22 protein-coding genes are annotated in these 20,211 nt (G+C 40.8%); 3 read left to right on the top strand and 19 right to left on the bottom strand.

Annotated features, from left to right (window positions below; translation table 11 throughout):
* Positions 1-106 precede the first annotated feature (106 nt).
* A complete protein-coding gene (locus HMPREF0999_RS18445) occupies positions 107-1,120 on the bottom strand; it encodes a Gfo/Idh/MocA family protein (protein WP_009276601.1) in 1,014 nt (337 codons plus the stop codon).
* Between the two features lie 166 nt (positions 1,121-1,286).
* Here HMPREF0999_RS18445 and HMPREF0999_RS18440 point away from each other — a divergent pair, with 166 nt between their 5' ends.
* Positions 1,287-1,874 carry a DUF4251 domain-containing protein gene (locus HMPREF0999_RS18440; protein ID WP_005861917.1) on the top strand — a complete coding sequence of 196 codons (588 nt, stop codon included), beginning with the start codon at positions 1,287-1,289 and terminating at the stop codon, positions 1,872-1,874.
* An 83-nt stretch (positions 1,875-1,957) separates the two neighbouring features.
* On the opposite strand, the gene gcvT is transcribed toward HMPREF0999_RS18440, so the two are convergent.
* The 5 genes from gcvT to rplU all read right to left on the bottom strand — a co-directional run bounded on the left by gcvT (position 1,958) and on the right by rplU (position 6,553).
* Entirely contained in the window at positions 1,958-3,043 is a 1,086-nt protein-coding gene (gene gcvT / locus HMPREF0999_RS18435) for a glycine cleavage system aminomethyltransferase GcvT (RefSeq protein WP_005861915.1), read from the bottom strand.
* Between the two features lie 13 nt (positions 3,044-3,056).
* Positions 3,057-4,277 carry a peptidase T gene (gene pepT, locus HMPREF0999_RS18430; protein ID WP_005861913.1) on the bottom strand — a complete coding sequence of 407 codons (1,221 nt, stop codon included), beginning with the start codon at positions 4,275-4,277 and terminating at the stop codon, positions 3,057-3,059.
* A gap of 106 nt (positions 4,278-4,383) precedes the next feature.
* Entirely contained in the window at positions 4,384-5,790 is a 1,407-nt protein-coding gene (locus HMPREF0999_RS18425; protein WP_008780836.1) for an amidophosphoribosyltransferase, read from the bottom strand.
* Positions 5,791-5,946: 156 nt separating this feature from the next.
* Positions 5,947-6,213 (bottom strand): 50S ribosomal protein L27, encoded by a 267-nt coding sequence (gene rpmA / locus HMPREF0999_RS18420; protein ID WP_005861909.1) that lies wholly within the window; start codon positions 6,211-6,213, stop codon positions 5,947-5,949.
* 22 nt (positions 6,214-6,235) lie between these two features.
* Complete coding sequence (rplU, locus tag HMPREF0999_RS18415) at positions 6,236-6,553, bottom strand: 50S ribosomal protein L21 (RefSeq protein ID WP_005861907.1); 318 nt, start codon at positions 6,551-6,553, stop codon at positions 6,236-6,238.
* 221 nt (positions 6,554-6,774) lie between these two features.
* Here rplU and HMPREF0999_RS18410 point away from each other — a divergent pair, with 221 nt between their 5' ends.
* Both HMPREF0999_RS18410 and HMPREF0999_RS18405 read left to right on the top strand, forming a co-directional pair.
* On the top strand, positions 6,775-7,110 hold the full coding sequence (locus HMPREF0999_RS18410; RefSeq protein WP_005861905.1) for a helix-turn-helix domain-containing protein: 336 nt from the start codon (positions 6,775-6,777) through the stop codon (positions 7,108-7,110).
* Entirely contained in the window at positions 7,110-8,240 is a 1,131-nt protein-coding gene (locus tag HMPREF0999_RS18405) for a type II toxin-antitoxin system HipA family toxin (RefSeq protein WP_009276600.1), read from the top strand. The genes HMPREF0999_RS18410 and HMPREF0999_RS18405 overlap by 1 nt, the downstream gene beginning before the upstream one ends.
* Here the strand turns inward: HMPREF0999_RS18405 and HMPREF0999_RS18400 are convergent.
* From HMPREF0999_RS18400 to HMPREF0999_RS18340, 13 genes are all read right to left on the bottom strand, one after another.
* Entirely contained in the window at positions 8,194-9,084 is an 891-nt protein-coding gene (locus HMPREF0999_RS18400; RefSeq protein ID WP_009276599.1) for a polysaccharide deacetylase family protein, read from the bottom strand. The two genes, HMPREF0999_RS18405 and HMPREF0999_RS18400, sit on opposite strands and share 47 nt — an antisense overlap.
* A gap of 14 nt (positions 9,085-9,098) precedes the next feature.
* Positions 9,099-10,055, bottom strand: coding sequence for a GNAT family N-acetyltransferase (locus HMPREF0999_RS18395; protein WP_009276598.1), 957 nt, complete (start codon positions 10,053-10,055; stop codon positions 9,099-9,101).
* A gap of 9 nt (positions 10,056-10,064) precedes the next feature.
* Complete coding sequence (locus HMPREF0999_RS18390; protein ID WP_009276597.1) at positions 10,065-10,826, bottom strand: SDR family NAD(P)-dependent oxidoreductase; 762 nt, start codon at positions 10,824-10,826, stop codon at positions 10,065-10,067.
* Positions 10,823-11,881: a 3-oxoacyl-ACP synthase III family protein gene (locus HMPREF0999_RS18385; protein ID WP_009276596.1), complete on the bottom strand. Its 1,059-nt coding sequence runs from the start codon at positions 11,879-11,881 to the stop codon at positions 10,823-10,825. The genes HMPREF0999_RS18390 and HMPREF0999_RS18385 overlap by 4 nt, the downstream gene beginning before the upstream one ends.
* Before the next feature lie 8 nt (positions 11,882-11,889).
* Complete coding sequence (locus tag HMPREF0999_RS18380) at positions 11,890-12,114, bottom strand: phosphopantetheine-binding protein (protein ID WP_009276595.1); 225 nt, start codon at positions 12,112-12,114, stop codon at positions 11,890-11,892.
* A 4-nt stretch (positions 12,115-12,118) separates the two neighbouring features.
* Positions 12,119-12,889, bottom strand: a complete 771-nt coding sequence (locus HMPREF0999_RS18375; protein WP_009276594.1) for a glycosyltransferase family 2 protein — start codon at positions 12,887-12,889, stop codon at positions 12,119-12,121.
* A gap of 24 nt (positions 12,890-12,913) precedes the next feature.
* Positions 12,914-13,894 (bottom strand): acyltransferase family protein, encoded by a 981-nt coding sequence (locus HMPREF0999_RS18370; protein ID WP_009276593.1) that lies wholly within the window; start codon positions 13,892-13,894, stop codon positions 12,914-12,916.
* Between the two features lie 13 nt (positions 13,895-13,907).
* The gene (gene glf / locus HMPREF0999_RS18365; protein ID WP_009276592.1) at positions 13,908-15,011 is read right to left on the bottom strand and encodes a UDP-galactopyranose mutase; all 1,104 of its coding nucleotides are present in this window, start codon (positions 15,009-15,011) and stop codon (positions 13,908-13,910) included.
* Between the two features lie 3 nt (positions 15,012-15,014).
* Positions 15,015-16,013, bottom strand: a complete 999-nt coding sequence (locus HMPREF0999_RS18360) for a glycosyltransferase (protein ID WP_009276591.1) — start codon at positions 16,011-16,013, stop codon at positions 15,015-15,017.
* Positions 16,010-17,134 carry a glycosyltransferase gene (locus HMPREF0999_RS18355; RefSeq protein WP_009276590.1) on the bottom strand — a complete coding sequence of 375 codons (1,125 nt, stop codon included), beginning with the start codon at positions 17,132-17,134 and terminating at the stop codon, positions 16,010-16,012. Before HMPREF0999_RS18355 ends, HMPREF0999_RS18360 begins: the two co-directional genes overlap by 4 nt.
* Positions 17,121-18,470, bottom strand: a complete 1,350-nt coding sequence (gene wzy, locus HMPREF0999_RS18350; RefSeq protein ID WP_009276589.1) for an O-antigen polysaccharide polymerase Wzy — start codon at positions 18,468-18,470, stop codon at positions 17,121-17,123. The genes HMPREF0999_RS18355 and wzy overlap by 14 nt, the downstream gene beginning before the upstream one ends.
* A 42-nt stretch (positions 18,471-18,512) precedes the next feature.
* The gene (locus HMPREF0999_RS18345; protein ID WP_009276588.1) at positions 18,513-19,526 is read right to left on the bottom strand and encodes a hypothetical protein; all 1,014 of its coding nucleotides are present in this window, start codon (positions 19,524-19,526) and stop codon (positions 18,513-18,515) included.
* A gap of 107 nt (positions 19,527-19,633) precedes the next feature.
* Positions 19,634-20,008: a serine O-acetyltransferase gene (locus HMPREF0999_RS18340; RefSeq protein ID WP_232306319.1), complete on the bottom strand. Its 375-nt coding sequence runs from the start codon at positions 20,006-20,008 to the stop codon at positions 19,634-19,636.
* Between the last annotated feature and the right edge of the window lie 203 nt (positions 20,009-20,211).

Here is a 20,211-nt window from a genome sequence, read left to right as displayed (position 1 = left end):
TTTCTCCGTGATGAAAAAGGATTTCCATCGTAGTGAAAAAGCTTTTTCATCACGGTGGAAAAAGTTTTTCACTACGATGGAAAAAATGGAAAATCACGAAGAGTTATCAATCCGCCGGATAGACAATTCCCAACTGCCGGCGTACTTCATCGATAATCTCCAATGTAATCAAAGAATTATCAAGGCTATTGATTTCTGACTCCCGCTTGCCAGACAAGACGAGGTTGATAAATTCCGCTACCTCATAATAGTACTCATCCTTATCGGCGACCACGCTTAGGTCTTCCGGAACCGGTTCCGGGCCTTTTCCCATCGCCGGAGCTAGACGAGGAGAATACGTCACTTTACGGATGATATTGATTCGGTCCAAGGTCAAGTTCCCCTCCTCTCCTTGTATCTCGGTAGGCAAGGCGGAGTTGGCGATCTTAGAATAAAGCACCGTGGCGTTCATCCCCTCATACAAGAAATTCACGGCCCCTTGCCCGTCCGCTCCTGAGGACAGGACTATGCCCGAGGCGTCTATCTTCTTTGGGCGACCAAACAAGACAACCATCGGATAGACCGTATAAATACCGATATCCATCATGGCCCCATTAGACAACTCCGGCTTGAAAGCGTTCAACACGATTCCTTCCTTGAACTTATCATAACGGGAGGAATACTGGCAATAGCAGGCGAAATAACGACGAACCGTACCTACACGCTCAAGATTCTCTCGTACGGCAAGAAAGTTCGGCGTAAGCGTAGGCTTCATCGCCTCCATCAACGTGACATTATAGGTACGGGAAGCCTCGATCATCGCACGTACTTCTTTTGCGTTGGAAGCGAAGGGTTTCTCGCAAAGAACATGCTTGCCATAGCTCATGCAAAGAATACTCTGGGAGGCATGAAGGAAGTTCGGGGAGGCAATATACACGGCGTCGATCAACGGGCTTTTCGCCATCTCCTCCAAGGAGGTAAACGTATACGGTATATTATGTTTCGAGGCGAAAGCATCCGCCGTCTCCTGAGTTCTCGAATATACAGCTACCAGTTCAAAACGCTCATCCTGCCGGGCTCCGGCAATCACCCAATCGGTTATGAAATTGGTTCCGACTACACCAAAACGTACTTTATCCATATTCTATCGTATTATGTTCTTCGCTTACAAATGTACGATTTCTGTTTAACATAAATACTCCGTGGAAATGTTATTGTATCTATAAAATGGATAAGCCGCAGGAACTTTTTCGCAACGACGCTGTTTAATCTATACAATTTAAAACCGTTTTAAAACTAAATCAAGTATGAAAAGAATTGTATCTTTTATCGTCGTTCTCGCTGTCGCTATGTGCGGAATGACACAAGTAATGGCTCAAAAATCGATAACAAAGGAAGCCAAAAAAGTAGAGAGAGAAATCAAGAAACAAGAGCGTCTGGCACAAGATGCCGTAGAAGGCCAAGAAGAGTTTAACGCCGCTGTACAAGCTATCAACAACCAATCATTCGTATTGGAGGCTAACAACATACAACCGATGAACGGACAGGTATTCTACGTAAATTCAAATACGAACTTCGTATCTTTGAATGACGGACAGGCTATGGTCCAGATCGCGTCCAACTCTCCGTATCCCGGTCCTAACGGATTAGGTGGTATCACCGTACAAGGTAGCGCCTCCAATATCCAGACCAAGCAGGATGACAAGGGCAATGTTTATCTGAACATGAACGTACAGGGTGTGTTTATCTCCGCTACCGTTAGCTTGATGCTTACCAACGGAACAAACAACGCAACCGTTACCGTAGACCCGAACTTCTCCGGTAGAAACTTGAGAATGACCGGTACCCTACTTCCGTACTCACAATCGAACATTTTCCAGGGAACAACATATTAATCATGTCCAACTTTTCTATAATAAGGAAGGCGGTGCTCCGTGAGGAACATCGCCTTCGAACTATTTATAGATAGCCTTATCTCTTATTTACGGAAAGGAGCCTTTACCACTTGAGCCTTCAAGTTCTTATTACGCACCTTGATAAAGATATCCGTACCAGCTTTCGCGAACTCAGGTTTCACGTATCCCATACCGATCCCCTTCTTCAATACCGGAGACATCGTACCGGAAGTAACCACGCCGATTACATTCCCTTCCGCATCGGCGATCTCATAGCCATGACGGGGAATTCCCTTTTCCTGCAGCTCGAAAGCACACAACTTACGGGTTACGCCCTCTTTCTTCTGACGCTCCAATTCCGCACGATTCGTAAAGTTCTTACCCTCGGCGAACTTCGTGATCCAGCCTAAACCAGCCTCGATCGGAGAAGTCGTATCATCCAAATCATTTCCATACAAGCAGAAGCCCATCTCAAGACGAAGCGTATCACGTGCTCCCAAACCGATCGGCTTGATCCCTTCCGGCTTTCCAGCCTCGAAGATAGCGTTCCAGATCGTCATCGCATCACTCGGATAGAAATACAATTCGAAGCCACCCGCACCGGTATACCCCGTGTTGGAGATAATCACGTTTTTGCAACCGGCGAACTCACCCGTCACAAATGAATAGTAAGGAATAGAAGATAAATCAACCGGAGTAAGACGTTGAAGAACCTCCTGTGCTTTCGGTCCTTGGATAGCCAATTGAGCCGTACGGTCGGAAGAATTCTCCAATTCGGCACCTACCGTATTATGGCTTACGCACCAATCCCAATCCTTGTCGATATTACCGGCGTTTACGACCAGCAAATATTTCTCCGGCTCGTAATGATATACCAAAAGGTCATCCACGATACCTCCCTTGTCGTTCGGGAAGCAAGTATATTGAGCCTTACCAAGCGGCAAGACAGAAGCGTCGTTAGAAGTTACGCTTTGAATGAAAGCCAAGGCGTTCGGGCCTTTTACCCAAAACTCGCCCATGTGGGAAACATCAAACACACCTACACCATTCACTACAGTCATGTGTTCGTCGATAATTCCGGAATATTCGATAGGCATATTGAAACCTGCGAATTCGTGCATCTTTGCGCCCAACGCGATATGCACGTCGGTAAACGGAGTTGTTTTCATGTAATTATTGCATTTAAGATTTACGAGCCGATAGCTCTATGATTTTTATAACTGTTTCCATACTCTTCTCCAACGAACGAACGGGCAAGAACTCATAACGTCCGTGGAAATTCAGGCCTCCCGCGAAAATATTCGGGCAAGGCAATCCCATAAACGACAGGCGGGCACCATCCGTACCTCCCCGGATCGGTTTCACGATCGGTTCTACCCCAACGGAGGTCATCGCCTCAAACGCCAAATCAACGATATGTTTCTGGGGCTCCACAACCTCGCGCATATTGTAATATTGATCCCGAAGCTCTAAATGCGCACATCCCGGATGCGCTTCATTCATCTTATCAACCAACGTACGAAGCAATTCTTTCTTCTCCTCGAACAACTTCCGGTCATGGTCACGGATGATGTAAGATAGAGTAGCTTCCTCGACCGAACCGGTCATACCGGTCAAATGGAAGAATCCCTCATAACCAGTCGTATGCTCCGGACGTTGCTCGGCCGGCAACCAAGAAGCAAACTCGATCGCACGCAAGGAAGCGTTTTGCATCTTATCCTTGGCGTATCCCGGATGTACGTTCAAGCCCTTGAAGATAATCTTAGCGCCGGCGGCATTGAAATTCTCATATTCCAACTCACCGATTTGTCCACCGTCAATCGTATATCCCCAATCACAACCGAACTTCTCCACGTCGAAATGATCGGCACCTTGTCCGATTTCCTCATCCGGGGTAAAAGCGATACGGATCTTACCGTGCTTGATCTCCGGATGATCCTTCAAATATTGCATAGAGGCGACGATAGCGGCTACACCTCCCTTATCATCGGCACCTAATAAAGTCTTACCATTCGTTACGATAATATCCTGTCCCTTATAATCTGAAAGCTCTGGGAACATCGATTGAGATAGTACAACATTTTCTTCCGCATCCAAGACAATATCACCACCCAGATAAGTCACGATACGAGGCTGGACATTCTTACCCGACATATCCGGACTCGTATCCAAATGAGCGATAAAACCGATAGTCGGGATTTTCTCGTCCGTATTAGCCGGCAGAGTAGCCATTACATAACTATTCTCATCCAAGGAGATCTCCTCCATACCAATCGCTTCCAATTCCTTCACCAAAGCCTCGGCAAAGACACGTTGTCCCGGCGTACTAGGAGTCGTACCCGTCTCCTCGTTCGACTGGGTATCGAACGTAACGTACTTTAAAAATCTATCTAAAACTGTCATAACTCACTCTTTTAAAACAGCCATAAAAGTAGACAAAGCAAGTTACATGACAAAAAAATAGCGAGACAAATTGTCCCGCTATTCCTGTTTCTCTCAAAAAATGTCATCAAAAGCAGCTTGAACCGTCGAAGCAGTGCGTACAAACCTTACACTTAGGCAAGCCGATCGCCTCCACCAAGGTTTCCAGCGTATTAAACTTCAAGGAACTCAACCCGAAACGCTCGGCGATAATTCCGACCATCTTCTTATATTCCGGAGAGTCTGTCGTAGCATATTTATCCAGATTCTTATTCTCATCCCCTTCCAGTTCCTTGATAATCTGACGAGTTATCAACTCCAAAGGACTCTTGGAAGAAGTAAAACCGATAAACGGGCAACTATAAATCAATGGAGGGCAAGCGATACGCATATGTACCTCTTTCGCCCCATAATCATATAAGATCTTCACGTTATCACGAAGCTGTGTACCACGCACGATCGAGTCGTCGCAGAAAAGGATGCGTCTGCCTTCCAGCATCGCACGGTTCGGTATCAATTTCATCTTAGCCACCAAAGCACGCATCTCTTGGTTAGCCGGGGTAAAACTACGAGGCCACGTCGGTGTATACTTAGCGATAGCCCGATGATAAGGCACCCCCTTACCTTCCGCATATCCCAAGGCCATACCCACGCCGGAGTCCGGTATACCACAGGCGCAATCCACCTCCGAGTCATCCTTCTGCCCCATCTTATATCCACTCATAAACCGGACATCCTCCACGTTCTTACCCTCATAGCAAGAAACCGGAAATCCATAATACACCCAAAGGAAAGAGCAGACCTGCATCCCTTCATTCGGTTTACGCATCTGCTCCATACCATCGGCACGCAAACGGACGATCTCGCCCGGGCCTATAAATTTCTCGATCTCATAATCCAAGTTCGGAAGACTGCTAGACTCACTGGTCGCCGCATAAGCTCCGTCTTTCTTCCCGATTACGATCGGCGTACGCCCCCACTTATCACGGGCGGCGATAATACCATCCTCCGTCAGGAGCAACATAGAGCAAGAGCCCTTTATCTTATTGTAAACATTCTCAATACCCTCCACGAAGTCCTTGCCTTGTGTAATCAGCAAAGCGACTAACTCCGTCTGATTCGTTTTTCCGGAACTCAATTCCGAGAAATGCATGTTCGCTTCCAATAACTCCTTTTCCAGCTCGTCCAGATTATTAATCTTCGCCACCGTCACGATCGCGAATTTACCTAAGTGAGAGTTGATAACGATAGGCTGCGCATCCGTATCGCTGATAATACCGATCCCGGCTTTTCCTTTGAATTTAGGAAGCCCCGGTTCAAACTTGGTGCGGAAATAAGAATTCTCCAGATTGTGGATCGAACGCGTAAACCCTTCTTCCTTATCGTACGTAGCCATACCGCCTCTGCGGGTTCCTAGATGAGAATTGTAGTCTGTACCATAGAATAAATCCGTAATACAGGCTCCTTTAGAAATAGTTCCGAAAAAACCACCCATTGTTTTTTATGTTTGTATTTATGTTTGAGACCGCAAAGTTACAAGTTTATTTATATATGTTCCAAAATTTACTTCATAACGTTTATTATCATCGGCAATAAAAAAAGGATACCCCTTTTCAGGATATCCTTTTCCTTATTCTTTGGTCGCAGAAACTTAAGCCTCAGCAACAACTTCTTTTACAGAAACAAATGATCTGTTTTCTTTTCCTCTACGGAAAGTAACAACGCCATCTACCAACGCATACAACGTATGATCCTTACCGATACCTACGTTCTCGCCCGGATGATGAACCGTACCTCTTTGACGAACGATGATGTTACCAGCTTTAGCAACCTCACCACCAAAAAGCTTAACACCTAATCTTTTACTTTGTGATTCACGGCCGTTCTTAGAACTACCCACACCTTTTTTATGTGCCATTTCTTTTCTTCTCCTTTAAACGTTAAGCAATAACTTCTTTAATACTCACCTCAGTGAACTGCTGACGGTGACCGTTCAATTTACGGTAACCTTTTCTTCTCTTCTTGTGGAATACCAGCACCTTGTCACCTTTTACCAGCGGAGATAATACCTCGCATACTACCTTTGCGCCCTCTACAGTAGGAACACCCACTGTTACCTCACCGTTGTTATCTACTAACAACACCTTGTCAAACTCCACAACAGCACCGCTTTCCGCGTTCTGAATGTGATGAACGAACAATTTCTTGCCTTGCTCAGCCTTGAACTGTTGTCCGTTAATTTCTACGATTACGTACATCTGTCTTAAAATCTTTTAAACAGGTTAGGTCCCGGGGGTGGGCTCCGTCTCCGGCTCCACTTATTTACCCTCTGCGGAAAATCGAGTGCAAAGATAGAGTTTTTTATTTAATTCCACAAACATCTTCTTGAACTTTTAAAAAGCCACGCATAAGACGATGAGAATACAGAGCTTTTTACTACCTTTGCAACTAATAATATATTACTATTATCCAAATAAAGATGCAGGAAACAAACAATATGTTATCAGTTCTTGACAACTATACGCTAGACAACCCGGATGAGATCGCTAAAGAAATAGCCAACGACTTCCGCAAGCGACGTATAGAGAAGAATCTGACACGCGAACAAGTGTCGGAGAAGGCAGGTGTAGCAGTCAGTAATATCGTGCGATTCGAACAGAAAGGTCTTATCTCACTCAAGAACCTTATCGGCATAGCAATGGCATTAGGTTACACTTCGGAGATAAAGAAGCTTTTTTCCGAACCAAAATACTCCACCATGGAGGAGCTACTACAAATCCGCAAGAATACCAACAAGAAAAAAGTACATAAGTAATGAGAATCAAAAAAATAGAAAGACTTATCGTAAAGTATCACGAACAGATAGTCGGGACGCTTTCGCTCACTCCCGACAACAAACAGTGTGCCTTTGAATACGATAAAGCATGGCTTTCCAACGGTTTCAGTATATCCCCATTGGAACTTCCGCTGAAACCGGGATTGTTCATCGCAAAGCCCTCACCTTTTTATGGGAATTTCGGTGTTTTCGAAGACAGTCTGCCCGATGGCTATGGTCGCTACCTCTTGCATAAGGCCTTGCTCAAAGAAGGCATCAACGATACCCAATTGTCAGCGCTCGACCGTCTAAGTCTAGTGGGAAATGGGGGTATGGGAGCACTCACATACGAACCGGAAACCAGCATAGGTACTTCGCATGAGCCCCTTGATTTCGATCTGCTGCAAGAAAAGGCCTTAGAAGTGTTGCATGAGAAGAACGACGATGACGTAGAACTTCTTCTTTTTAACAGCCGAAATAGCGGCGGATGCAGACCCAAGGCATTGTTCTCCAACAATGAAGGGCATTGGATGGTGAAGTTCCGCCATACATACGACCCTCAAGACATGGGATTGATAGAATTTCATTACAATGAGTTAGCACGACAATGTGGCATCCGCGTTCCAGACTTCAAACTGATCAACGGTAAGTATTTCACGACACGCCGCTTCGACATCTCGCAAGATGGAGAACGTTTGCATACAGTCACAGCCGGAGGGCTGCTTAACATTCCACTATCCAACCCAATTCTCGATTATAGCAACTTACTGGCCCTAACTGGCTATCTAACGCAGAATCCTTTAGAAGTGGAAGAAATGTTTCGTCGTATGGTTTTCAACTATTTCACAGACAACAAAGATGATCATTGCAAGAATTTCAGTTTCACAATACAGAAAAGTGATACCAGCACATGGCAATGGCATCTTGCTCCCGCCTACGATCTCACCCTATGCACAGAGGGTTATAATGGTGAACATGCGACTTCGGTCAATGGAACCGGACATCCCACCATTCAAGACATGATAACCATCGGTACTAAAAACAAGATGAATAAACCGCACTGCATACGAATCATTGAAGAGGTTAGGACTGGCTGCGGAGATTTGTTGCGGAACAAAGACTGGGAGTAATTTCGACAATAGGAGCTGCCTTCCAATCTATCAGACCATCCGCCGTACGTAAGTCCATAAAATCAAAATCCATAAGCCATCGTTTCAATTTCTCTTCCGCTCCACGCAAGCCATAATACGATTTGAAACGACGGATATAATTTAAGTCCTCAATCATCGGTTGCTCCGCATCCAGATCACGAGGATGGATGTAAGCCAACAAATATTCCGGACATTCACGTGTCCATTTCCTCAATAATCTATAGGGAACCAAGCGGAAATAGCCTCCTCCAGAGAAAACGATATGCTTTCCCAATATCTTACGATACACGATCGGGAATTCTTTCATCCTTATTCCGTTATATTCCACCCAGCTAGGCACCGCAGAAACATATGATGGCATTCCTCCATGCGCATGATGCGCAGGAAAAACCGAGCTATCCATACGAATTCCCAATTCATGCAATATCTCGAAAGCCCACCCCTCGCTCTCACGGATCGAGAATCCCGGCGCACGGAAAGCCTCTACCTTCTGCCCCGTTATATCCTCCAGCAATTTTATGGAAGAAGAGACATCCTCTTTGAATGCCTCCCTCGATTGCTGCCACACCAACTGATGATTCATCGTATGGCTTCCCACTTGATACTTGGATGCGATCTGTCGCACGATATCCGGATACGTCTTGGCGATCCAGCCGATCACGAAAAAAGTAGCCTTCGTATCTGTCTCCTCCAAGATACGAAAAATGCGCTCCATATTCTCATAGATACGCACTTCAAACCTTTTCCACTGCTCCTCGGAGCGTGTAGAGTCGTTATCGAGGAGATGAAACCACTCCTCGATGTCGAAAGTTAGTATGTTCATAGGAATTTAGAAACTTACAACAAATCGTAATTAGACAGGTTTACCTCCCAATTTCGGATATCATAAAGTGAATCATCAAAAAAATCTTTCACTAAAGGCTTACATGTAAAATTGAAATGTTTAGGTTCCAAACGATGAGGGACAGAAATCAAGCCAATAGGAGTAAAAGGCAAATTTCCCACGTAAATAATCATGTCTATCCCCTTCCGCTCTTTCTTATAGATATATCGGACAGCTTCTTCAAATGCAGATCTCGAAAGTGGCCATACATCCAACAAGAAAGCGGTCTCAACTTCATTATAACGTTCTAACTTATAAACAAATTGAGATCCTTTACGTGACACTTTTCGATAATCTCCTCCAAACCAGCGATAACGCACCTTATCAAAAGACTCACGCTCTTTATGATACTTATAGGAATACAACCTATGACCAATCGACAAGAAAGAACATGTGTACAGTACTCTTGAAAAGATCCGGCTAAAAATATTCAAGAAAGCAAGTCTTCTTTTTACTGCTCCGATATTACGGATCATGCAATAGATTGTCAGTTTACCCACATCCCGATGCTTCAATCCTTTTTTTAGTATAGGATAAGAATTGTCATTCGGGAAACCGATCCTCAATACACAACCGTCTTCTCTTAACTGTTTTTGGCATTGGACGATCATATCGTGAAAACTGAAATAATCACGATACGCCTTTTTCACCATCGAGTCGATACCAAGCGCAACCATAAAACGCTCATTGCCTCTTTGGTAATAGAAAGGCATGCAGGAATGGAAACCTACCGTATCTCCCTCCTCATTCAATAATATACTATGGTAAGAATACCCCAAAGGTGTATTTGAATAGTTCTCACGAAACGTAGCCACATCACGTTTCTGCCCAAACACCTCCTCGAAAAGAGCATAAATCGCTACGATCTCTTCATTCGAGAGCTCAAAAGTTTTCTTCACTAATACTTCCATAGTCCCATCTTATTGAGCCGTATATCCCCCATCTACCACGATATTTTGCCCTGTGATCCAGCGAGAAGCGTCCGAAAGAAGAAATAGGCAAGTTCGAGAGATATCAGTTACTTCACCTACCCCCAAAGGGAATCCACTTATACGTTTTTCATAGTCCTCCTTGGAAAGAGAGGAAAGAAAACGTTCCATTAATGGCGTTCTTACTGTACCCGGTGATATACAATTTATACAAATCTTTCTAGGGGCCAACTCCAATGCCATTGCCTTAACCGCACTAACCATAGCACCTTTTGATGCCGCATAAGCAGAAACACCACCCCTTCCTACAATAGACAGAATAGATGAGATCAAAACGATTCGTCCTCCATTATTAAAATTCTTTCGACTGCTAAAACAACGTATAAACTCAAAAGCACTTAACGCATTAACCGTAAATACACTTTTATAATCATCCGAAGATAAAAATTTCAATGGCAAAGTTTTTTCTATTCCGGCCGCATGAACATAGGCATCTATCTTTCCATTTGCGGAAACAATATTATCCACTAATAATCTAATCTGGTCTATATCAGACAGATCTATCGAATAATAACAATGCCTCTCCGGATACTCCATCTGAGCTATCGTCTCCTTCAACCGTTCTTCATCCCGGGCGATCAATACCACTATGGCCCCCATCTTGCTACAATCTATCGCACATTGCCGACCGATACCGGAAGAAGCACCTGTCACGATGATCAATTTATCTTCCAAAGAAAATGGATTCATCATACTTCCACTATATCACTTATTTTACAATCTACAAATGGAACAATACCCGTAGCCCACGTCATACCCACACCGAAAGCACTTAACAACAACTTCTTGTTACCATAAAGCCTATCTTTCAACTCACTTACAATTGTCAACGGCACCGAGACAGATGACGTATTACCATATTTAGCGATGGTAGACGGTATCTTATCCGTATCCAGTTTCATTTTCTTAGCGATATAAGCATTGATAAAATTATTCGCTTGATGAAACACGATATAATCAAATGAGTCCGCAGTATCACCCGCATATTCCAATGTCTTTTTTATATCACGAGGAATTTCCCGGATCACGAAGTTAAAAACATCCCCGCCTTGCATATACCCCTGCTCATCGCTACGAATATTGCCATACTCATCCACGACTTTCTCTCGCAATGTCTCCTCAGAACTGGGATGTCGATATCCTCCACCTTTTATCATGATAAGATCTGCCCGAGAGCCATCCGAGTTCAATGAGAAATAACTTTTCCCAAACTTCTCATCTCGCTCCACCAAGGCAGCCACCCCACCGTCTCCAAACAGGAACGCACTCCGACGATCCTTGGGCGAGTAAACCTTTGAACGAGTCTCTCCATCCAATATCAAGGCTTTTCGAATCCCCCCAGATTGCATCATGCCATATACCACGGAAAGGCCATAACAAAACGCCGAACATCCTAAAGAAATATCAAAAGCCACACATGAATGAGATAGTTTCAGTCGATCTTGAAGAATGACAGAAGTAGCAGGCATCCGATAATCCGGAGTCTGGGAGATAAATACCAACAAATCAATTTCCTCTTTATTTATCCCATTATCCTCTATCAATCTCTCCGCCGCAGCAAAACACAAATCCGAAGAACATGTATCGGCATCAGCGAAACGACGTTCATAGATCCCTATCTTATCAACAACCTCCTTTACTTGATCTTCCGGGAAGTATTGAGTATATTTATAATTATCAACCACACACCGAGGAACCGCAGCGGCCATTGCCGTTATACCTACTCCCTCGTAAGTCAAAAATGCCATCTCTCAATCTATTTTACAGCCAAATCATACAAATCTCCAAGTGTAACACACGCTTTCAGCTCCTTACCGCCAACCTCTTTTTCAAACTCCTCATCGAACAAAGCGATAAGAGACAACACCGCCAAAGAGCTCCACTCATCCAAATCGCGAAATTCCGTATTCTCTGACAATTTTTTCGTATCTTCTACTTCTATCGCTTCAGCGAACTTCTCTATAAAAACTTGAATATCCATAATCTTACTTATATAATTTAAATTTTACGATTCCATTTATACCCCAACAAAAAAGACAATAAGCTGCCTTAAATAAAGAGACATGCTCCACCGTCCTTAGCACCTTCCATTGCGAGAAGATAGTCTTCCTCTTATTAGCCGTCACCGCCCCTTGGCGCACTCTATACAGAATTGAGACTCCCGGATTATAATGCGCATAAGGTACATCTTTCAACATTTCAAGCCAATATACATAGTCATCACGCATGCTGCCCAATGCCTCATTGAAATAATATTTTTCACACTTTGACAAATCATATACCGTGGCCGATGGACATATCGGACATACCTTCAACAGATCCTTATAATCAACCCTATCAGGACGGGGAAAAGGAGAGCTGATTTTTTCTTTTGTATTCTCATCTATCCTTTGTACACCGCCATAAGCGATCACGACATCCTTATTGCTCAAAAACAAAATTTGGGACTCCAAATACTCTTCCGGCCACATATCATCCGAATCAAGGAACGCTATGTACTGTCCTTGCGCCTCTTTCAACGCGATATTTCTCGCTCCCGAAGATCCCTTATTTATCTTACTTTCTATCAACTTAATCCGGGGATCCGCATATCGCTTCACGACGTTGATCCCCGCCCCATCATCGGGAGAACAATCATCCACGATAATCATCTCCCAGTTCGTATATGTTTGCTTCAAGACAGATTCTATCGTGTCTCCAACAAATTCAGCCCCTTTATACATAGGGGTAATGATCGAGACCAATCCCTTTTCCATATTTATTTGATTTTTATATTATAATCACACTCCGATCAAAAGACCAACGAACCTTGTCAGCCGATTCTTGTTTCTCACCCTTGCGTATAGAAACCCGATAACCATTGGCAAGCCAAAGCCCATCACGATCGATACCAACGACAACACATATTGATTCACTTCCGGCAAGGCATGGGCGATAGGTCCCCGAATGAACATTTGCGGAAAATAAGACAACAAGAACACGGTATAGGTAAATCCCGACAACCTTATCATTCGATCTCCACAATGCTTCTCCACCGAGAGCGACAAGGTCAGACTAAAAGCAATGCCGACCAAAGCGGCCATTACTTTTACCGGAATCAAGCCTGCCGATAGGACGAATGAGCCCAAAAGCATAGCACCCCTATAGCGCGACAGAATCGCATCCACCCTTCCCTTGTAGATACAATAAAGAATCCCCAAGCCGAAATAAACCGAATAATGAACCGCGGACGATATTTGCATAAATGACAGATCGGGTATCACACGGCTTAACACAAATAGCAGAATTACCCCCCCCATTTGTAAATATATGTTAACGCATATCCATTTCCTTAAAAGCGAGAAGAACACGAATATCATGAACAACGCCGGTAAAAACCACATAAAGCCAATCGGATGAAAAAGCAAACTCTCCACCCACGAGGAGAAACTAAACGTCAACGGATGCTGCATCAAATCGGCAGAAACAAAACGTGACTTTATGACGAAAATCACACTATTAATGAATAAGAATGGCAATAAAAGCCGCTTGACCTTTTTCCATATAAACGGGAAAAATCTCATTCCCTTCATCTTATTCTCAGGGTGTGTATATGCGAACAAGAAGCCGGACACCAAAAAGAATAGAGGCATATGAAATGAATACACCCATTTATGAATCCAGAGATCTTTGTAATCCAAGGTTATATCCGCATGGCCTATCACGACCAACAATGTCGCGAAGACAAATAAAAATGATACTTGCGTGAGTTTATTACCCATAATCATTCCATGTTTAGCACAATTTCTCCGCCAATTCCAACGCGCTAGCGATCACCTGATGCATATCATAATATTTATATTCCGCCAGCCGGCCCCCAAAGATCACTTTCTCCTGCCCATCGGCCAACGCCTTGTATCGAGCATACAGATCGCTGTTCCGTATATCGTTTACCGGATAATAAGGCTCATCCCCCGGTCTCCACTCCTTGGAATACTCTCGTGAGATCACCGTGTCCGGTTGCTGTCCGAACTCAAAATGTTTATGTTCGATAATACGGGTATAAGGAGTATCGGCATCCGTATAGTTCACCACGGCATTTCCTTGGAAATTAGGAACTCCTTCCAATAACTCTGTTTCGAAACTCACGGTTCGATACTCCAAGTGTCCAAAGCGATAATCAAAGAAACGATCAATCTCCCCCGTGTAGATTACCCGGTCCGCTATCGAATCAAAATATTCTCGATTTTCGAAATAATCTGTATCAAGACGTACTTCCACGCCCTCTAACATCCGCTCGATCATCCTCGTGTATCCGCCCTCCGGGATACCTTGATATTTATCGTTGAAATAATTATTATCGAAAGTGAAACGCACAGGAAGTCGTTTGATGATAAACGCAGGAAGTTCCGTAGATTTACGCCCCCATTGCTTCTCGGTATAATCCTTGATTAACGTATAATAAATATCCTTCCCTATCAAAGAAATCGCCTGTTCTTCTAAATTCTGCGGGTTAATGATTCCAGATTCTTTCCGTTGCTTCTCTATCATCTCCTTGGCCTTCTCCGGGGTAGTCACTCCCCACATCTGATAGAAAGTATTCATATTGAAGGGTAAATTATACAGTTTTCCCTTATATTTTGCCACTGGAGAGTTGGTGTACCGATTGAACTCCACAAAAGAGTTCACGAACTCCCATACCCTCCTGTCACTGGTATGAAAGATATGCGCCCCGTACTTATGCACGTTGATGCCATTCACGGACTCCGTATAGACATTACCGCCAATGTGAGGACGTTTGTCTATAACCAAACATTTATATCCTTTTTGATGAAGGAGGTAGGCCATTGTGGTTCCAAAGAGACCAGAACCGACGATAAGGTAGTTGTATTGATTCATTATTTAATGCATCCTATAATTAAAAAAGTTCAAAACTTTCATTGTTACAAAAAGGAGAAACGGAGATTTGGAGATAGAATACATGATTCTATGTTTTCGCGGTAAAAAAACAGCAAAATCGCCATATTCCAAATAACAGGTAGAACTCATGCAAAAATTATACATCTTACAATATTGCGGATATTGAAGCCGTTGAGCTATTTGAAGCAAATTATACAAATTTGATTTTAGATATCTCGCTTTATACAACTTGTCCAAAGGCTCATTATAGCAATTATGCTCCTCCATAAAAGATCTAGCAGACAACAAGGCAATATTCATATCTTGGAATAATTTTTCAAAAGAAGAACGCGATATACTCCCCTCCCTCTCCCGGATATCGAATAAGACCTTATCAACAAACGAAATTTTCTTTGCCAAACAAGCTATTTGAATAGAGAAGAGAGTGTCCTCATTCACAATTCCCTCCTTAAATAACAGGCCATTCTCATGTAAAAAATCACGGCGGTACAATTTACCCCAAGCCGAAGTAGGAAAAGTTTTCACTAATAAGGCATTCGGTAGTATCTCATCCCCGGTTAGGCTATTAATTCCAAAAGAGCTACGTCCTCGTCTTATTGTACCCATCGCGGAAATATATTGTGCCAAACAACAACTCACATCAGAATTATTCCGCTGAATATCTTGGTATAGCTCTTGAATGCAATTCTTCTCAATCCAATCGTCACTGTCTACAAATAAGACATAGTCTCCTTTAGCAACCTTTAGCCCAGCATTTCTCGCGGCAGACAATCCTCCATTTCTTTGATCTATTAAGATGACACGAGAATCTTTCTTCTCTATTTGTTTAGCAATTTCGCAAGATCCATCCGTAGAGCCGTCATTGACTAATATTACCTCTATATTATTAAAAGATTGAGACAAAATACTATTACAACACGTTTGCAAATAATCCTCTACGTTGTAGATAGGTACTATGACTGATACTAAAGGCATATTCATTGTTTAATAAACTTATAAATATTATCGACAGTAGATTGAACATCAAAATCAAGACTTTTTTCAACAGCCCGATTTGAGTAATACTCCCTTAATGAATTATTAGTTATCATTCTCAGCGTATTCTTCAAGAGAGAATCATCATCTTCTTCAGAAAGTAAGCCATATTCTGAATCGGCCAATATCTCTTTCGAGCCAGAGACCGCAGTTGCGATAATTGGTTTACCCAAACACAATGCCTCACAAATTACCAAAGGATAGCCTTCTGTCATAGATGTACTAAGAAACAAATCTGACGCTGCAATATAAGGATATGGATTAGATTTGAATCCCAAAAAATGAACCATATCTTCAACACTCAAATCTCGAGCTAGCCTCCTTAATTCTGCTTCTAAATAACCTGTACCAAGAATCCAAAAATCCACATCTACATTATTCTTTTTAAGGTGATACGCAAGACGTACCATTCTATCATAAGCTTTCTGAGGCATTAAACGTCCTACAGAGCAAATTGTAAAACGATTCTTATCTATTACATTCTTCTTTGATAATAACACTATATTCTCTCTATCTATTGGATTATATATTGTTGTTAGTTGCCCATCAACATTAAACAGTTTAACAAACCCCCTTTTTGCATCATCTGACACAAAAGCGATTTTATCCATTCTTTTATATATTGACCTTTCTTCTAAGAATGAATAAAAATAATGATTTGTATAATGTTTTGTCAACAGATCTATATGAATCCAACTCACATTAGTTCTACCTTTATTCAAAACATAACTATGAAATTTCACAGATATTCCTTCCATAAAAGATATAATAACATCATAATTTTGTTCAACTACTCTATTTATTCTATATAATTGAAAACAAGATATATTAAAATACTTGGCTAAAACAAAATGGAGTTTATACAACAAGCCATCATTCTCACAATAAACACACTTACGATTAACAAATGAAGGGATTTCATCTAAATAAACTCCTCTATTAATAATTAGACACAAATCTACGTCATACTTCGAATAATCCGTATATTTCAAAACATCAATCAATACCTTCTCTGCTCCTCCACCAGATAAAGATGGCATAATAAACAATATCCTATTTTTTAACATAACTACAAACAATTTGTCTTAGTTTCTCAAACGTACTAAACCATATTAAGAGTTTAACAATTTCAAACACACTTCCTCTAACGATAAATACAGAATCAGATACCATCACAGAATAAGCAATAAAGCAATATATACTATTAATAGAATTCGATTTACAATATTGCAAGTATATTCCAAACAGATAAAAGATAACAACAACTCCTATCAAGCCAAAAGATAAATATATATCAGATACCATATTCGTACCTAGACCCAATTCCCCTGCCACAGATCCAAAAGTAAGATAAGAATTAAAATCCGCAGATGTCAAATTATGCAATCCGACATCAAAAACATTTACAATAAAAGATTGAGCAAATGGTATAAAAGAAAATATTCCAAGCTGAGTTGAGAAATAGGTATATCCATTATGTTCCGCATAAGAAATCAACGAATACAAATTTCTATTATTAATAATCAAATCCAAGAATAAATCAAAAGGAGATTCTATAATATCACTAAAATCTAAAAAAGAAATTGAAGAATCATATCTGAAATAAGAAAAAAAAGACAATAATACAACTCCTATTACCCCAAAAGCGAAGAGCCACGAAAGATTAATTTTCCTAATGCAATCATTAAACCCTATCAATAGAAGCAAAAGGACACCTAATGGCATACCTCTATTTCCAGCTAATATAAAGCACATACACACAGCAACTATTGTATAAATATATTTTTTACGTAACACATGCTTATTTTTATACATTTGAAACATATACATAAGAAATATCAACATCAAATATCTTAGAGACATAACCATAATCCTAATATAAAATGGCGTTGATCCAAAATTATCATTTTCATAGGTATCTTCTATATAATCAAAACCTCCTAAAAATGTATAGCAAAAGAAAAGCAATAGAATTAAATAGAATAAGGCATCAATAAAACTACAAGTCACAAACCTTGCATTACAACTCTTCAGCTTAAACGCCATTTTTCTATCAACAGATAATACGCCTAACAAATAGCAGTTATATGCGCAAAAAGCTACCGAGGTAGCATATGATATAACAGACTCATCAAATTCAAATCGAAAAAGAGACACATAAGTATTATCCACATAATAAAAGACTGGATATATAAAATTAGCAAAAAGGAAAGAAAGAAAAAAAACGCCATGAAAAGAAACTACATCTTCCTTATAACAAGTAAAATAAAGCAGATTCTCGATCAAATACAAAAATAATATACAAGCACAGAACTCATAAGAAAAACACCTAGGAGAAAAGAACACTAACAACACAGATAAAAGCAGAAAAGCAAACTTTAACAAAAGAGCAAATTCCCTCATACCAAAATGATATATATATCAATAAAAACAACCAGCATTTATTCAAAGTAAGTCTATTGGCCTAAACAAATTTACATAAAACTCATAAAATCTCTTTTCTACAGGCAAATAAAATTTCTTCGCACCCAACTTTTCCTTCAAGCTCTTTTTAATACCAACATAATTCAAATCTTGTACATACTCATCCAAACTATCCAATGATTCAATTTCTAAAATAAGAGATGAAATATCACTATAATATGGAAATTTCATATTTACATAATACTCATCATAAAGTTTTAAGATATCAGTACCATCCAAATATTTTTTCTGCGAAGAGAATGCATAATGAACCATTATAGAATTACCAACAAAGCAATTAGAGCATCCTAAACTTGTTGGCTTTACAACAGATAAGAACTCCTCATCATCTCCAACGACCTCTCCTGAAAACTCATTAAACGATGATCCAAAAAATGAAACCGCATTTATTGAAAATCGATTCATCGCTATTTCCTTATTAGATATCATAACATCTTCCACACAATTACTTTTTATAATATCATAAAACCATCGATGATACTTTTCAGAAAATTTAGGAGAGCACCACCCAGCCACATCCTCCATATAAGCTTTAAGATAGCGAGAGAGTTTTAGTTTACCGGAATTATATAAAGCGTAAGCACATAGACCATTATTTATAACTATGGGAGAAACAAGAAAATATTCAGGATTATTTATCCGATAATCCACCAAAGTACACAAAGCATTATTATCCATCCATATTATATCATCATCCAATTTTAAATAAATAGATTTTGGATCTACACAATATTTATAGAAGGCGTTTATAGAAGCTATGCCATTTATTTTTCCATCTGGCTGATAAACAAGATTTACCTTAGAATATTTATTTTCTAATTCCTTAAAAAATGCGATATCCAATTTACTCATTGTATTAACCCAAATATCATATCGATCGATCATATCCGACTTCAATATATGAGGTATTAAGAACTTCATATATTGCCTTCTACCTGCAGCTGTAACAGCCACTATATTATAACCATTTCTCATAACACTTACTTTTTTGATAATAAAACAATTTAAAGAAGAAATTCTTTATTAACTATATAGACTTTGCTAAAATCAAGAGTAAAATCACATCTTTAAGATTTATTCTCCTAAGGCTTGTAACGAAAGCCCACATATCTTCCTGGATTATCATAATTCAAGACTTTCGCTGGTACACCTGCAACCGTAGCATTCTCAGGAATATCACGTGTAATTACAGCACCGGCTCCAATAGTGCTATTATTCCCAATATGCACATTTTCAACAATACAGACATGTGGACCGATATAAACATTGTCTCCAATAATAGCTGGAGTATTTTCATTGGTTCCTATATTTAAGAACTGTGATATATTGACATTGTTCCCAATAATAGTTCCTTCATTGATCACAATACACATATTATGCCCCATATATAATCCATACCCAACCTTAGTTCCAGGGGGAATCTCAACATGCGACATCCAAGAGGCAATTTTATACATCAGTTTACAAAACCACCAAAACCGCCCCTTACGATAAGAGGCCATCCGAAACCAAAACAACACATTACGACCAAGAGGTAACAGTCCTTTTAAAATTATTTTAATTGCACTATTTACCCCCCCGAAAACCTATATAAATCACTACTAATCAAACATATACAATCTCCATAATTCTCAGGCACAGGAATACTCAATGTACTATT

Source organism: Parabacteroides sp. D25 (assembly GCF_000307475.1).
Classification (GTDB): Bacteria; Bacteroidota; Bacteroidia; order Bacteroidales; family Tannerellaceae; genus Parabacteroides; species Parabacteroides distasonis.
The sequence above is the reverse complement of the archived record's forward strand: the minus strand, read 5'-3'. Positions and strand labels throughout refer to the sequence as shown.

Bases quoted from the DNA above. Each gene is read 5' to 3' on its own strand.
- wzy (WP_009276589.1), bottom strand. From the start codon at position 18,470: ATGAGGGAATTTGCTCTTTTGTTAAAGTTTGCTTTTCTGCTTTTATCT.
- HMPREF0999_RS18445 (WP_009276601.1), bottom strand. From the start codon at position 1,120: ATGGATAAAGTACGTTTTGGTGTAGTCGGAACCAATTTCATAACCGAT.
- HMPREF0999_RS18340 (WP_232306319.1), bottom strand. From the start codon at position 20,008: ATGTATAAAATTGCCTCTTGGATGTCGCATGTTGAGATTCCCCCTGGA.
- rpmA (WP_005861909.1), bottom strand. From the start codon at position 6,213: ATGGCACATAAAAAAGGTGTGGGTAGTTCTAAGAACGGCCGTGAATCA.
- HMPREF0999_RS18400 (WP_009276599.1), bottom strand. From the start codon at position 9,084: ATGAACATACTAACTTTCGACATCGAGGAGTGGTTTCATCTCCTCGAT.
- HMPREF0999_RS18440 (WP_005861917.1), top strand. From the start codon at position 1,287: ATGAAAAGAATTGTATCTTTTATCGTCGTTCTCGCTGTCGCTATGTGC.
- HMPREF0999_RS18375 (WP_009276594.1), bottom strand. From the start codon at position 12,889: ATGGAAAAGGGATTGGTCTCGATCATTACCCCTATGTATAAAGGGGCT.
- HMPREF0999_RS18360 (WP_009276591.1), bottom strand. From the start codon at position 16,013: ATGAATATGCCTTTAGTATCAGTCATAGTACCTATCTACAACGTAGAG.
- pepT (WP_005861913.1), bottom strand. From the start codon at position 4,277: ATGACAGTTTTAGATAGATTTTTAAAGTACGTTACGTTCGATACCCAG.
- rplU (WP_005861907.1), bottom strand. From the start codon at position 6,553: ATGTACGTAATCGTAGAAATTAACGGACAACAGTTCAAGGCTGAGCAA.
- HMPREF0999_RS18405 (WP_009276600.1), top strand. From the start codon at position 7,110: ATGAGAATCAAAAAAATAGAAAGACTTATCGTAAAGTATCACGAACAG.
- HMPREF0999_RS18345 (WP_009276588.1), bottom strand. From the start codon at position 19,526: ATGAGAAATGGTTATAATATAGTGGCTGTTACAGCTGCAGGTAGAAGG.
- HMPREF0999_RS18425 (WP_008780836.1), bottom strand. From the start codon at position 5,790: ATGGGTGGTTTTTTCGGAACTATTTCTAAAGGAGCCTGTATTACGGAT.
- HMPREF0999_RS18390 (WP_009276597.1), bottom strand. From the start codon at position 10,826: ATGATGAATCCATTTTCTTTGGAAGATAAATTGATCATCGTGACAGGT.
- HMPREF0999_RS18370 (WP_009276593.1), bottom strand. From the start codon at position 13,894: ATGGGTAATAAACTCACGCAAGTATCATTTTTATTTGTCTTCGCGACA.
- HMPREF0999_RS18355 (WP_009276590.1), bottom strand. From the start codon at position 17,134: ATGTTAAAAAATAGGATATTGTTTATTATGCCATCTTTATCTGGTGGA.
- HMPREF0999_RS18395 (WP_009276598.1), bottom strand. From the start codon at position 10,055: ATGGAAGTATTAGTGAAGAAAACTTTTGAGCTCTCGAATGAAGAGATC.
- glf (WP_009276592.1), bottom strand. From the start codon at position 15,011: ATGAATCAATACAACTACCTTATCGTCGGTTCTGGTCTCTTTGGAACC.
- HMPREF0999_RS18385 (WP_009276596.1), bottom strand. From the start codon at position 11,881: ATGGCATTTTTGACTTACGAGGGAGTAGGTATAACGGCAATGGCCGCT.
- HMPREF0999_RS18380 (WP_009276595.1), bottom strand. From the start codon at position 12,114: ATGGATATTCAAGTTTTTATAGAGAAGTTCGCTGAAGCGATAGAAGTA.
- gcvT (WP_005861915.1), bottom strand. From the start codon at position 3,043: ATGAAAACAACTCCGTTTACCGACGTGCATATCGCGTTGGGCGCAAAG.
- HMPREF0999_RS18410 (WP_005861905.1), top strand. From the start codon at position 6,775: ATGCAGGAAACAAACAATATGTTATCAGTTCTTGACAACTATACGCTA.